Annotated in this window: 12 protein-coding genes; 7 read left to right on the plus strand and 5 right to left on the minus strand. The window is 67.9% G+C overall.

All coding sequences use genetic code 11. The features are described 5' to 3' along the window. Window positions 1-5 precede the first annotated feature (5 nt). Window positions 6-302: an NHLP-related RiPP peptide gene (locus tag O0J15_RS13710; RefSeq protein ID WP_021203747.1), complete on the minus strand. Its 297-nt coding sequence runs from the start codon at window positions 300-302 to the stop codon at window positions 6-8. 138 nt (window positions 303-440) lie between these two features. Between O0J15_RS13710 and O0J15_RS13715 the strand changes: the two genes are divergently transcribed. Further along, on the plus strand, window positions 441-1,607 hold the full coding sequence (locus tag O0J15_RS13715) for a putative peptide maturation dehydrogenase (protein WP_058979737.1): 1,167 nt from the start codon (window positions 441-443) through the stop codon (window positions 1,605-1,607). A 19-nt stretch (window positions 1,608-1,626) separates the two neighbouring features. On the opposite strand, the gene O0J15_RS13720 is transcribed toward O0J15_RS13715, so the two are convergent. Genes O0J15_RS13720 through O0J15_RS13730 form a run of 3 tightly spaced genes read right to left on the minus strand, consistent with a single transcriptional unit; the run spans window position 1,627 to window position 6,435 of the window. Continuing rightward, on the minus strand, window positions 1,627-3,609 hold the full coding sequence (locus O0J15_RS13720) for an acetyl/propionyl/methylcrotonyl-CoA carboxylase subunit alpha (RefSeq protein ID WP_308305813.1): 1,983 nt from the start codon (window positions 3,607-3,609) through the stop codon (window positions 1,627-1,629). Window positions 3,610-3,650: 41 nt separating this feature from the next. Then, window positions 3,651-5,261: a carboxyl transferase domain-containing protein gene (locus O0J15_RS13725; protein ID WP_308305814.1), complete on the minus strand. Its 1,611-nt coding sequence runs from the start codon at window positions 5,259-5,261 to the stop codon at window positions 3,651-3,653. A gap of 10 nt (window positions 5,262-5,271) precedes the next feature. Next, window positions 5,272-6,435, minus strand: a complete 1,164-nt coding sequence (locus O0J15_RS13730; RefSeq protein WP_014035590.1) for an isovaleryl-CoA dehydrogenase — start codon at window positions 6,433-6,435, stop codon at window positions 5,272-5,274. A 161-nt stretch (window positions 6,436-6,596) separates the two neighbouring features. On the opposite strand from O0J15_RS13730, the gene O0J15_RS13735 reads away from it, so the two are divergent. The 3 genes from O0J15_RS13735 (at window position 6,597) to O0J15_RS13745 (ending at window position 9,609) form a co-directional block, all read left to right on the plus strand. Beyond that, window positions 6,597-7,214, plus strand: coding sequence for a TetR/AcrR family transcriptional regulator (locus O0J15_RS13735; RefSeq protein ID WP_053442371.1), 618 nt, complete (start codon window positions 6,597-6,599; stop codon window positions 7,212-7,214). A gap of 218 nt (window positions 7,215-7,432) precedes the next feature. Further along, window positions 7,433-7,951, plus strand: a complete 519-nt coding sequence (locus O0J15_RS13740; protein WP_005407662.1) for a cytochrome c5 family protein — start codon at window positions 7,433-7,435, stop codon at window positions 7,949-7,951. A gap of 212 nt (window positions 7,952-8,163) precedes the next feature. After that, complete coding sequence (locus O0J15_RS13745) at window positions 8,164-9,609, plus strand: ExeM/NucH family extracellular endonuclease (RefSeq protein WP_111101761.1); 1,446 nt, start codon at window positions 8,164-8,166, stop codon at window positions 9,607-9,609. Between the two features lie 301 nt (window positions 9,610-9,910). On the opposite strand, the gene O0J15_RS13750 is transcribed toward O0J15_RS13745, so the two are convergent. Continuing rightward, window positions 9,911-10,768, minus strand: coding sequence for an EamA/RhaT family transporter (locus O0J15_RS13750; RefSeq protein ID WP_134735262.1), 858 nt, complete (start codon window positions 10,766-10,768; stop codon window positions 9,911-9,913). A gap of 43 nt (window positions 10,769-10,811) precedes the next feature. Between O0J15_RS13750 and O0J15_RS13755 the strand changes: the two genes are divergently transcribed. From O0J15_RS13755 to O0J15_RS13765, 3 genes are all read left to right on the plus strand, one after another. Beyond that, the gene (locus O0J15_RS13755) at window positions 10,812-11,483 is read left to right on the plus strand and encodes an alpha/beta hydrolase (protein WP_019661868.1); all 672 of its coding nucleotides are present in this window, start codon (window positions 10,812-10,814) and stop codon (window positions 11,481-11,483) included. Beyond that, window positions 11,480-12,580: a cell division protein ZapE gene (gene zapE / locus O0J15_RS13760; RefSeq protein WP_019661867.1), complete on the plus strand. Its 1,101-nt coding sequence runs from the start codon at window positions 11,480-11,482 to the stop codon at window positions 12,578-12,580. The genes O0J15_RS13755 and zapE overlap by 4 nt, the downstream gene beginning before the upstream one ends. A 67-nt stretch (window positions 12,581-12,647) precedes the next feature. After that, entirely contained in the window at window positions 12,648-12,908 is a 261-nt protein-coding gene (locus O0J15_RS13765) for a hypothetical protein (protein ID WP_111097703.1), read from the plus strand. Window positions 12,909-13,107 lie beyond the last annotated feature (199 nt).

Consider the following 13,107-nt stretch of genomic DNA (forward strand, 5'->3'; position numbering starts at 1 on the left):
ACGGGTCAGCCGTCGATGCGCTCGCCGACCTTGCCCGCTTCGAAGCAGAACACCACGGTCATCGCCGCCACCGACCCGGACAGGTGGGCCTGCAGGCTGTCACGCACCTGGCTCAGCTCCTCGACCGAAGCCAGGGTGCCGATCTTCATGCAGTCGCTTTCGCCGACCGCACCGTCCAGCCCGATCGAGGCCAGGGCCTTGGCCGGCGAAGCGGTGAAGTGGCTGCGGAAGTCGTCGTTGCCGATCAGGTGGTCCAGCAGGGTGCTGGCGTCTGCGGCGGAAAGGCGGGGATGGGTGCTCATGGGGATCGTCCGTAGGCTGAAGTTCTCGTATCGGCCGCGACAGCCTGCCATTGAGGGCCGCGCTGCGTACGTCGCTAAAGTTGGCCGCGCTGCGGTCGTTGCTGCTATGCCGGTTGTGCGGCAGAAGGAAGGAATCCCATGCGCCTGCGCCGCTGCGCCAGCCTGATGTTCGAGCCCCGCGAGGCGATCACCCTCGACCTGCGCGCGATGCTGGCGGGCCACGCCGAGATGGACAGCCAGATCAGCTGGGTGGCCCTGGCCGCGCATCTGGACCAGCCACTGCCGGTGGACGCCGAGGAGCGCCAGCTGCTCGGCGAGCTCAGTGCGCACCGCTGGTGCGAACCGCCCGCCGATGCCTGCCCGGCCATGCTGGCCCGCCTGGTCGAGCAGGGCCTGCTGTTGACCGACCCACCGAGCGAGGTGGGGCACCAGCTGCGCGACGAGGCTTTGCGGCGCAGCCAGTGGTGGCCGCTGGCGGCGCTGGCCCATCGTCATGCGCGCTGGCAGGCCGTGGACAGCGTGGAGGACATGCGTCGGCAAGGGTTGGACACCGCTGCCGGCCTGCGCCAGCGCCTCGGGCCGCCACCGCCGGTGGTGCAGCCGATGCAGGGCGATTACCAGCCGCTGCCGCGCAGCGAAGAGGCGCCGTTCGACACACTGCTGGCGCGCCGCAGCACCTGCCGCAATTTCGATACCCAGCGCGCGCTGCCGCTGCCGTTGCTGGCCCAGGTGCTGCAGCGCACGCTGATGGCCCACGCGGTGCAGAAGGTCGAGCGCGATACCGAGTTCCTGAAGAAGAACGTGCCTTCCGGTGGCGGCCTGCATCCCACCGAAGGCTTCCTGCTGGTGCAGAACGTGGAAGGACTGGCACCGGGCCTGTACCACTACCACCCGGTGCAGCACGCCGTGCTGCCGCTGCCCTCGCCACCGCCGCAGGCACTGCCGGCGCTGGCGCGGCGGATGCTGTCCGGGCAGGCGTGGTTCGCCGATGCGCCGGCGCTGCTGGTGCTGGCGCCGCGCTATGACCGCTGCTTCTGGAAGTACCGCAACCACGCCAAGGCGCATCGTGCGGTGACGCTGGATGTCGGTCACATCTCGCAGCTGCTGTACCTGTGTGCGACCGAGCGCGGGCTGGCGGCGTTCGTGACGGCGGCCATCAACGATGCCGATGTTGATCGTGCCTTCGGTTTCGACGGCATCGGGCAGAGCGCGATGGCCATCTGCGGCCTGGGCTGGCGCAGTGCCACGCTGGACACGGCCGAATTCGATCCCGCCGGGCGGGTGGTAGCGGGCGACGACCGCTGAGCGGTCGCCACCCCAGCGTTCACACCGCCTCGAAGTCCACCAGTACCGCGCCGTCGCCGACCTGGTCGCCGGCCTTGGCGCGGTAGCCCTTCACCGTCCCGTCGGCCGGCGCCTGCAGGGTGTGCTCCATCTTCATCGCTTCCAGCACCACCAGCGGCGTGCCGCGCTTGACCTCGGTACCGGCGGCGACCAGCGTGGCGACGATCCTGCCCGGCATCGGTGCCAGCAGGCTGCCGGCATCGGCCACGGCGTGGTCCGATTCGCCCACCGGATCATGCAGGGTGAAACGATGCTGGCCGTCAGCACCGAACAGGTACAGCTGGTCTCCGTCACGCAGCAGCTGCAGTGCCCAGCGGCGCCCGCCCAGCTGCACCACCAGCCCGCGCATATCGGCTGTGCCGACCACCTGCACGGGTGCCGCGTCATCGCACTGCACACGCCAGCCATCGGCCTGCGCCCACACCTTCAGCGTGTGCCGGCGTTCGCCCTGCTGCAGCGGCAGCACGCGCGGCGCGGGCGCGCCAAGGCGCCAGCCGTCCTGTGACTGCCACGGCGAATGCGGATCGCGCGCGTCGCTGGCTGCACCTGCAGTAGTGGCCACGGCGGCCACCGCCGCCAGCAGCCACAGCGCATCATCGCTGTCACCCACCCGGCTCAATGCCGCCTGCTCGCGCTCGATCAGCGCGGTATCCAGCTTGGCGTGGGTAAACGAATCGGTGTTCACCAGGCGGCGCAGGAAACTGGCATTGGTGGTCACGCCCACCACCTGGCAGTCGGCCAGGGCCTGGCTCATGCGGCGCAGCGCGGCGTCGCGGTCCACGTCCCAGACGATCAGCTTGGCAATCATGGGATCGTAGTACGGCGTGATGCTGTCGCCTTCCTCGACACCGGTATCCACGCGCACATGAGTCGACGGTGCCGGCAGGCGCAGGCGGCGCAGGATGCCGGTGGACGGCAGGAAGCCACGGTCGGCATCCTCGGCGTACAGGCGCGCCTCGATCGCATGGCCATGGATGGCCAGCTGGTCCTGGCGCAACGGCAGCGGCTGGCCCGAGGCCACGCGCAGCTGCCACTCCACCAGGTCGGTGCCGGTGATGTACTCGGTGACCGGGTGCTCGACCTGCAGGCGGGTGTTCATTTCCATGAAGTAGAAATCGCCGTCCGGGCCGGCGATGAACTCCACCGTGCCCGCACCTTCATAGCCCACCGCGCGCGCGGCATCGACCGCCGCCTTGCCCATCGCAGCACGACGTTCCGCGCTCATGCCCGGGGCCGGCGCTTCTTCCAGCACCTTCTGGTGGCGGCGCTGCACCGAGCAGTCGCGCTCGAACAGGTACACCGCGTCACCGTGGCTGTCGCCGAACACCTGGATCTCGATATGGCGCGGGCGCTCGACGTACTTCTCGACCAGCACGTGGTCATTGCCGAACGCCGAGGCCGCCTCGCGCTGGCAGCTGGCCAGCGCATCGACGAAGTCCTCGCTGCGCTCGACCTTGCGCATACCCTTGCCACCGCCACCGGCGCTGGCCTTGATCAGTACCGGGTAGCCGATGGCGTCGGCCTGCGTGCGCAGGAAGTCCGGTGCCTGCTGGTCGCCGTGGTAGCCCGGGGTCAGCGGTACGCCGGCCTTGGCCATCAGCGCCTTGGCCGCGCTCTTGTCGCCCATCGCGCGGATCGCGCTGGCCGGCGGCCCGATGAAGGTGATGCCGGCGGCGGCGCAGGCATCGGCGAAGTCGGCATTCTCGGACAGGAAGCCGTAGCCGGGGTGGATCGCCTGCGCGCCGGTCGCGCGTGCCGCGTCGAGCAGCGCATCGCCGCGCAGGTAGCTCTCACGCGCGGCGGCCGGACCGATGTGGATGGCTTCGTCGGCCAGGCGCACGTGGCGCGCGTTGCGGTCGGCATCGGAATATACCGCCACGGTGGCGATGCCGAGGCGGCGGCAGGTGGCGATGACGCGGCAGGCGATTTCGCCGCGATTGGCGATCAGGACTTTGGTGAACATGGCAACGGGCTTCATGGGAGCGTGCTCGGTCATGGCACGGGTTACATGCGGAACACGCCGAAGCGCGTCTGCTGCGGGGCGGCGTTGAGGCTGGCCGACAGCGCCAGGGCCAGTACCCGGCGGGTGTCGGCCGGATCGATCACGCCGTCGTCCCACAGGCGCGCGCTGGCGTAGTACGGGTGGCCCTGCTGCTCGAACTGCTCGCGGATCGGTGCCTTGAACGCGTCTTCCTCCGCCGCCGGCCACTGGCCGCCCTTGGCCTCGATGCCATCGCGCTTGACCGTGGCCAGCACGCTGGCGGCCTGCTCGCCGCCCATCACGCCGATGCGCGCGTTCGGCCACATCCACAGGAAGTTGGGCGAGTACGCACGGCCGCACATGCCGTAGTTGCCGGCACCGAACGAGCCGCCGATGACCACGGTGAACTTGGGAACCTTGGCGCAGGCCACCGCCAATACCAGCTTGGCGCCGTCCTTGGCGATGCCGCCCTGTTCGTACTTGCGGCCGACCATGAAGCCAGTGATGTTCTGCAGGAACACCAGCGGGATGTTGCGCTGGGTGCACAGCTCGATGAAGTGCGCGCCCTTCAGTGCCGACTCGGAGAACAGGATGCCGTTGTTGGCGATGATGCCGATCGGGTAGCCGTTCAGATGCGCGAAGCCGGTAACCAGTGTTGCGCCATAGCGCGGCTTGAACTCGTCAAAGCGCGAGCCATCGACCAGGCGTGCGATCACTTCGCGCACGTCGTAGGGCTTGCGCGTATCGGCGGGAATCACCCCATACAGTTCATGCGCCGGCAGCAGTGGTTCCTCGGAAGGCTGTACCGCCATCGCCGGTTCCGGCTTGCGCCAGTTCAGCTGGGCGATGATTGCGCGCACCCGTGCCAGCGCCTGCAGATCGTTGTCGGCCATGTGGTCGGCCACGCCGGAGATGCGCGTGTGCACGTCGGCACCGCCCAGTTCCTCGGCCGTCACCACTTCACCGATGGCCGCCTTCACCAGCGGCGGGCCGCCGAGGAAGATCGTGCCCTGCTCGCGCACGATCACCGTCTCGTCGCTCATCGCCGGCACATACGCACCACCGGCGGTGCAGCTGCCCATCACGCAGGCGATCTGCGGAATGCCCTGCGCCGACAGGTTGGCCTGGTTGTAGAAGATCCGGCCGAAATGATCGCGGTCGGGGAAGACTTCGTCCTGCAGTGGCAGGAACGCGCCACCGGAATCGACCAGGTAGATGCACGGCAGGTGGTTCTGTTCGGCGATCTCCTGCGCGCGCAGGTGCTTCTTCACCGTCATCGGGTAGTAGGTGCCGCCCTTGACCGTGGCATCGTTGGCCACGATCACGCATTCCACGCCGCTCACGCGGCCGATGCCGGCCACTACGCCAGCGGCCGGCACGGCGTCTTCGTACATGCCGTGCGCGGCCAGCGGCGCGATTTCCAGGAAGGCGCTGCCGGGGTCGAGCAGGGCGTCGATGCGGTCACGCACCAGCAGCTTGCCACGCGCGGTGTGCTTGGCGCGTGCGGCTTCGCTGCCACCCAGCGCGGTGCGCGCGAGGGTGGCATGCAGGTCGTCGACCACGGCCTGCATCGCCGCGCGGTTGCTTTCAAACGTTTCGCTGCCCGGTTGCAGCTGGCTGTTCAGGACGGTCATCGCGTTGGCCTTACAGGGTGCGCTGGAACAGTTCGCGGCCGATCAGCATGCGGCGGATCTCCGAAGTGCCGGCGCCGATTTCATACAGCTTGGCGTCGCGCCACAAGCGGCCGGTCGGGTATTCGTTGATGTAGCCGTTGCCGCCGAGGATCTGGATCGCCTGGCCGGTCAGCCAGGTGGCCTTCTCGGCGGCGTACAGGATGGCACCGGCGGCGTCCTGGCGGGTGGTGCGGCCCTGGTCGCAGGCGCGTGCCACGGCATAGACATACGCGCGGCAGGCACCCAGGCCCACGTACATGTCGGCGATCTTGGCCTGGATCAGCTGGAAGCTGCCGATCGGCTCGCCGAACTGGTGGCGCTCGTGCACGTACGGCATCACCACGTCCATGGCCGCGGCCATCAGGCCCAGCGGGCCACCGGACAGCACCACGCGCTCGTAGTCCAGGCCGGACATCAGCACGCGCACGCCACCGCCAACCTGGCCCAGCACGTTCTCTTCGGGAATCTCGCAGTCCTGGAACACCAGCTCGCAGGTGGGCGAAGAACGCATGCCCAGCTTGTCCAGCTTCTGCGCGGTGGAAAAGCCCTTCATGCCCTTCTCGACCAGGAACGCGGTGATGCCCTTGGCGCCGGCCTCCATGTCGGTCTTGGCATAGACCACCAGCACGTCAGCATCCGGGCCGTTGGTGATCCACATCTTGTTGCCGTTGAGCACGTAGCGGTCGCCGCGCTTGTCGGCGCGCAGCTTCATCGACACCACGTCCGAACCGGCCCCCGGCTCGCTCATCGCCAGCGCACCGACCAGGCTGCCATTGCAGAGGCCGGGCAGGAAGCGCTGCTTCTGTTCTTCGTTGCCGTTCTTGCGCAGCTGGTTCACGCACAGGTTGGAGTGCGCGCCATAGGACAGGCCGATGCCACCGGAAGCGCGCGAGATTTCTTCCATCGCCACCACGTGGGCCAGGTAGCCCATGCCGGTACCACCGTATGCTTCTTCCACGGTGAGGCCGAGCAGGCCCTGTTCGCCCAGCTTCGGCCACAGAGCCAGCGGGAACTGGTTGCTGGCATCGGCCTCGGCGGCCAGCGGCGCGACCTCGGCGGCGGCAAAATGGGCCACGCTCTGGCGCAGCAGGTCGATGTCTTCGCCAAGGTCGAAGTTCAGGGATGGCACGTGCATTGTGGTGGCTCCACGACGGGATGGCAGGAAATGGACGCACCCGGCGGGGGAGCGGGCGGCGGTCTGCAGGACCGCTGCCCGCACGGGCGATTGGACCCCAGCGTAGCGGGGTTCGGATAAGAAGTGAATACAAATTCAAAAATTGAAACCAGAATCAAAACATGGCCTACAAACGCTCTGCACTGATGGAAGAACGCCTGGCCGGGGCCCGTGAACGGATCCTGCTGGCCACCCGTGAACTGGTCGCCACTGGCGGCTGGCGCAATGCCCCGGTGACCGCCGTGGCGACCCAGGCGGGGGTGTCCACCGGCCTGATCTACCGGCACTTCCCGTCCAAGGCCGAGTTGTTCGTGGAGGTGCTCAACGCCGCGGTGGCCCACGAGGTGGCGATCATGGAGCGCATCGCCAGTGGCCCGGAGGCGGCCAGCGAGCGCCTGCGGCTGGCGATCACCGCCTTCGTACGCCGTGCCCTGGCTGGGCCGGGGCTGGCGCACGCCTTCATCGTCGAACCGGTCGACCCGGACGTGGAAGCCGAGCGCATGCGCGGTCGTCGCGCCTTCGGCGACGTGTTCCTGCGGCTGGTGGAGGAGGGCGTGGCGGCCGGTGAGCTGCCTGCGCAGGACGCGCATGTGGCCGCTGCGTGCCTGGTCGGCGCCTTCACCGAGGCGATGGTCGGCCCGACCGCGCCAAGCCGCGAAGCACACCGCGACGAAGATGCACTGGTGAACGCAATCTGCAGCTTCTGCCTGCGCGCGATCGGTGCCCCGGCAATTCGGTAGCGCCGGGCCATGTCCGGCGGCTGTTGCCATCCTCGACCGTTGTTGCCGCGCTTCGCGCTCGCCGGGCACGGCCCGGCGCTACCCGCATGCGGCCACGGCCGCATGCTGCGCCGCACCAGCATGACGCCTGTTGTCGCACGCATAGCGCGTTCTATACTCGGCCCATCACGCAGTCGCTCAGCCGTGGTCCAACGACTATCAGCCAGGGGTAACGAAGAGTGCGGAATTACGATCTGGAGTTCCTGAAACGCTTCTCCATGGTGATCGCGCTGCTGGCGACCATCACCCTCGGCCTCATCCTCCTTGCCGCCTACATCCACACCCGGATTCCACCCGAAGTATCGCCGACCGCGGCCAAGCGCACCGAACAGCGCATTTCGCCCACCGGCGCGGTCTATGCCGGCAGCACCGGCGCCGCCGCGCAGGCTGCGGCCAAGGCCGCCGCGCTGGCCAAGGCTGCTTCGCAGGTGGCTTACGGCGGCACCAAGGATGGCAAGGTGATCTTCGACAACCTGTGCACCGCCTGCCATACCACCGGCGTGGGCATGGCACCGACGCTGGACCACTCGCATTGGGACAAGCGCATCGCGCAGGGCAAGGACACCCTCTACAAGCACGCCATCGAGGGCTATACCGGCCCGGATGGCGGCATCATGCCGCCCAAGGGTGGCAACCCGGCCCTGACCGAAGAACAGATCCACGCCACCGTGGACTGGATGCTGGGCAACCTGAAATAGCCGCCGCAACACGCGGCCTGCTGTAGAGCCGAGCCCACGCTCGGCTGCGGTTCCGGGCGAACGGAGAAGACGCAGCCGAGCATCGGCTCGGCTCTGCAATCCCACACGGCTTTGCCCACCGAGGCCTGATTGCCCCTGTGCCCCCGCCGCGCAGGCGGATCTCCGCATTTCAGGGTTAGTCTGTGCGCCCTCTTCACTGGAATCGCCCGTCGATGCGCCGCCGTTCCCTTGCTCTTGCCCTGTCCCTGCTGCTGCCGGCCAGCGCCTTTGCCCAGGCCCAGCCGCAGGCCGCATCAGCTACGACGCCCGCTGTCGCGCGCAGCAGCGCCACCGTGGTGCTGACCGCCGCACCGGCCGACTGGCGCGCGCTGGATGGCCAGCGCGTGCGCATCGCCGCACCGCTCACCCTGGCCGGTACCGATGGCCTGGAGCGCTTCGGCCAGCTCACCGTGGCCTTCGACGGCCGCCTCTGGCAGCCGACCGAAGTGGCTGCGCCGGGCACCGCCGGCTACGAGCAGGTGATGGCCGACAACCAGCGTCGCCGGCTGGTACTGGAAAATGGCAGTGACGCCCGCGACCCCGCAAGCGTGCCCTACCTGCCGGGCAACCCGGTGCTGCGCACCGGCATGCAGCTGCGCAACGTGGAGGGCATCGTGCGCGTGGATGCGCAGGGCCATCCGCGCCTGCAGGTCGAGGGAGCGCTGAAGCTGCCGGAGCTGAAGCGCCCGGCGGTGCCGACCGTGCCGGGCAGCCTGCATGTGGCGGCCTTCAACCTGGAGAACTTCTTCAATGGTGACGGCCAGGGCGGTGGCTTCCCGACCCTGCGCGGCGCGCGCACCCTGGACGAGCACAAGTCGCAGGTGGCCAAGCTGGTCACCACGGTCAACGCCTTGGGCGCCGATGTCGCTGCGCTGATGGAACTGGAGAACGATGGCTACGGCCCGCAGTCGGCCATCGCCGAACTGGTCGATGCGCTCAACCGCGACCGTGGCGCGCAGGGCGACTGGCGCTTCGTCGATGCCGGCAACGGCCCCGGCGACAATCCGATCCGGGTTGGCATCATCTACCGCAGCAGCCGCCTGCAGCCGCTGGGCAAGCCGGCCACGCTGACCGGTGGTCCGTTCGTCGAACACAGCCGCGTGCCGCTGGCGCAGGCCTTCCAGGGCAAGCAGGGCGCGCCGTTCGTGGTGGTTGCCAACCACTTCAAGTCGAAGGGCTGCCGCGACGCCGCCGGTGCCGACGCCGACCGCAACGACAACCAGGGCTGCTGGAACGCGACCCGCGTGACCTCGGCGCAGCAGCTGCATGCCTGGCTGCAGACCGACCCGACCGGTACCGGTGCCAGGGACGCGGTGCTGCTGGGCGATTTCAATGCCTACGCGATGGAAGACCCGATCCGCACCCTGCGTGACCTGGGCTGGCAGGACGCATTCAAGGTCGCCAAGGTCGAGCATCCCTACAGCTACGTCTACAACGGCTATACCGGCCGCCTCGACCATGCACTGCTGAGCCCGGGCATGGCCAAGCGCCTGCGCGGTGCCGCCGAATGGCACAGCAATGCCGACGAGCAGGACGCCAGCGGCTACCAGGGCCGCAACGTGCAGGGCCCGTGGCGCAGCTCCGACCACGACCCGCTGCTGCTGGGTTTCGACAGATAGGGTTCGCCGGGGATCTGCTCTGGTAGGGACCTTGATCGGCACGGATGCCGCCTTTGCTTTTGATCTACCAGTCCGCCTTCCAGCGAGCCGAGCATCGCAAGTGGATCAGGGGCGAAGAGGCGCCGATGTCTGAGCGCAGCGAGTTCGGCGCCGTCCCCTGGTTCACCGAGAAGCGCAGGGAACCGGTGCACAGCACCGGCTCGCGGCTGGCGGCGCGTTTCTTTTGGTTACTTTTCTTTTCGCGCGAAAAGAAAAGTGACATCCCACCGCGGGCGCGGAAATGGCCCGCCGCAACCAACGCTCACCCCCAGGCGATCAGTCCGATCGCCAGCACCGCCAGTGCCAGGCCGGCGCGGTTCCACTTCGTGGTGGCCTCGCCGAAGACGAACATGCCTACCAGCGCGCCCAGCACCACCACGCCGATGTTCATGCCGGCGAACACGGTAGCCGGGCTGTCCGGCATCGCCTGGTGCGCCTGCACATAGAAAAGGATGTTGCCGCCATTGAGCAGGCCCAGCAGTGCACCCGCGCCGAGGTTGCGCCAGGCCAGCCGGCTGCAGCCACTGAAATGCCGCCACAGCTGCAACGCAAGCATCAGCACGAAGGCCACGCTGAAGCTGGCCAGCACCGCCGCCATCGACGGTGTGCCCGACAGCGCCACCTGCTTGAGCAGCACGTCCACCACCGCGAACCCGGCCCAGACGCCCAGCAGCCAGCCCCAGGCACCGGGCGAGGACGCTACGGTCGGGCCGCGCGGACGCAGGCTGATGGCCACCATCGCCAGCAGGCCCAGGGCGAGCCCAGCCAGCTTCCACGGCGTGGCGGTCTGGCCGAAGAACAGGAAGGCCGCCGCCAATGACAGCAGCAGCGACAGCCGCTGCGCCACGTCGCTGCGGACGATGCCGGCCACCGCCACCGCGCGGCCCAGCACCAGGAAGATCGACGGCAGCACCACCGCCAGCGCCAGCAATGACAGCCACGGCGCATGCGGCGCGCGCAGTGCATCCAGCGGCGGCTGCAGTACCACGGCGGTGAGCGTTGCCGCCACCAGATAGTTCCAGGTGACCATCTGCGAAACATCCAGCTGGCGGCGTCCGGCCACCTTCAACAACACCGAAACCAGCACGCTGCAGATCACGGCCAAGGACAGGTAGAGCATGGGGCGGGCACAGGTCAGGGGCGGGGGACGGTATCATGGTGCCATGCACAAGCCTTCGTTCCCCGTCGCCCCCGGCGAAACCGCCTGCCTCGAACTGGACGGCCCGGCCGGCCCGCTGGAAGTGGTCGTCGACCTGCCCAAGGCCGATGTACCGGTGCAGCCGATCGTGGCCATCGTCTGCCATCCGCTGTCCACCGAGGGTGGCACCCTGCACAACAAGGTGGTCACCATGACCGCCACCACCCTGCGCGAGCTGGGCATCGCCACGGTGCGCTTCAATTTCCGCAGCGTCGGCGCTTCGGCTGGTACCTTCGACGGCGGCGTGGGCGAGCAGGATGACCTGAAGGCGGTCGCCGCCTGGGTGCGCAGCCAGCGCCCGCACGACCGGCTGTGGCTGGCCGGTTTCAGCTTCGGTTCGTTCGTGTCGCTGAAGGCGGCTGCCGCGCTGCAGCCGGAGGCGCTGATCTCGATCGCGCCACCGGCCGGTCGCTGGGATTTCGACGGTATCGCACCGCCGGCCCGCTGGCTGGTGATCCAGGGCGAGCAGGACGAGATCGTCGACCCGCAGGCCGTCTACCAGTGGCTGGACACGCTGGACTTCCCGCATGAGCTGGTGCGCATGCCCGAGACCAGCCACTTCTTCCACCGCAAGCTGATCGACCTGCGTGGCGCGCTGACCCACGGCGTGAAGCATTGGTTGGGCGCGGCGGCATGAGTGCAACCGAGCTGACCCCGTCGCAGCGGTATGCGGAAGGGGTTGCCCGTGGCGACTGGCAGAACGACCCGGCCCAGCATGCGGCGCTGGCCGAGCTGGACCGCATCCACCTGGGCCTGCTGGACAGTGCCGAGGATGGCTGGCTGGACCGCCTGTCCTCGTTCTGGAAGAAGCCCGAGCCGGTCAAGGGCCTGTACTTCTGGGGTGGTGTCGGCCGCGGCAAGACCTTCCTGGTCGACCTGTTCTACGACGGGCTGCCGATCAAGCAGAAGTACCGCACCCACTTCCACCGCTTCATGCGCAGCGTCCACGAGCGCCTGCGCGAGCACCAGGGCCAGAGCGACCCGCTGGCGAAGATCGCCCAGGAATGGCGCAGCAACCTGCGCGTGCTGGTGCTGGACGAGTTCTTCGTCACCGACATCGGCGATGCGATGCTGCTGGCGCGGCTGCTGGAGCGCCTGTTCGCCGAGGGCGTGACCCTGGTCACCACCTCCAACACCGCAGTGGAGAACCTGTACCTCAACGGCCTGCAGCGCGAGAGCTTCCTGCCGGCCATTGCCCTGCTGCAGCGCTTCTGCGTCGAGCTGTACGCCGAAGGTACCGAGGATTACCGCATGCGCGCGCTGACCCGCTCGCCGGTATACCGCGCACCGCTGGCGGCCGACAGCGATCAATGGTTGGCCACGCGCTGGAACGAGCTGAGCGGCGGCCAGCCGGCCAAGCCCGGCAACATCGAGATCGAGGGCCGCAAGATTCCGGTGCGCGGCCGTGGCAAGAGCATCGCCTGGTTCGATTTCGCCGCGCTGTGCGAAGGCCCGCGCGGGCCCTCGGACTACATCGAGATCGCGCACGAGTTCAACACGGTGCTGCTGGGCGGCATTCCCGCCTTCGACCGCCTGAATGAGGATGCCGCGCGCCGCTTCGTCAACCTGATCGACGAGCTGTACGACCGCCACGTCAATCTGGTCTGCACCGCCAGCACCTCGCCGATCGAGCTGTACACCGGCCAGCGCCTGCAGGGCGCGTTCGAACGCACCGCCTCGCGCCTGATCGAAATGCAGAGCGCCGAGTACCTGGGTACCCCGCACCGGGCGTGAGGGGTTCTGCTGGTTGTAGAGCCGAGCCCACGCTCGGCTGCTTCAAGTATTCCGGTTAGGGTGAATCATGAGTCAGGAAATCAACAAGCACGTTGCGCGAGCGATCGTTGAGCTTGCCATCTTCCTCGAGTTTTCGACGGATGACGTATTGGATCCAGATGCTGCAGTGCAGGGGCTCGAACGATTGGCTTCCACATTGCAAATGATGGACGTGGATTCCAAATCGTCTTTGTGCGTGCAGTTTGAAAGCATCGCAATGGAGTATTCAGGTGAGCAAGCCGGATTTGTTGAAGGCTTGGGCGAAGCGCTGGGGTTGATCGAAGCGTAGTCTGCTCATGTGTAGAAGCCCCAGATTCTTCTGGCACAAGGCAGTCAGAAATTCCGTGTTCGCGCAGAAGCAGAACATGAGTAACAGGTGCCTTCGAGCGTACCGCCTCGCGCCTGATCGAAATGCAGAGCGCCGAGTACCTGGGTACCCCACACCGGGCGTGAGGGGGCCTGAGGGCGTGCGTTGCCGGCCCGCGGCC

The sequence above is a fragment of the Stenotrophomonas sp. Sm10 genome (assembly GCF_030985515.1).
GTDB classification, from domain to species: domain Bacteria; phylum Pseudomonadota; class Gammaproteobacteria; order Xanthomonadales; family Xanthomonadaceae; genus Stenotrophomonas; species Stenotrophomonas hibiscicola.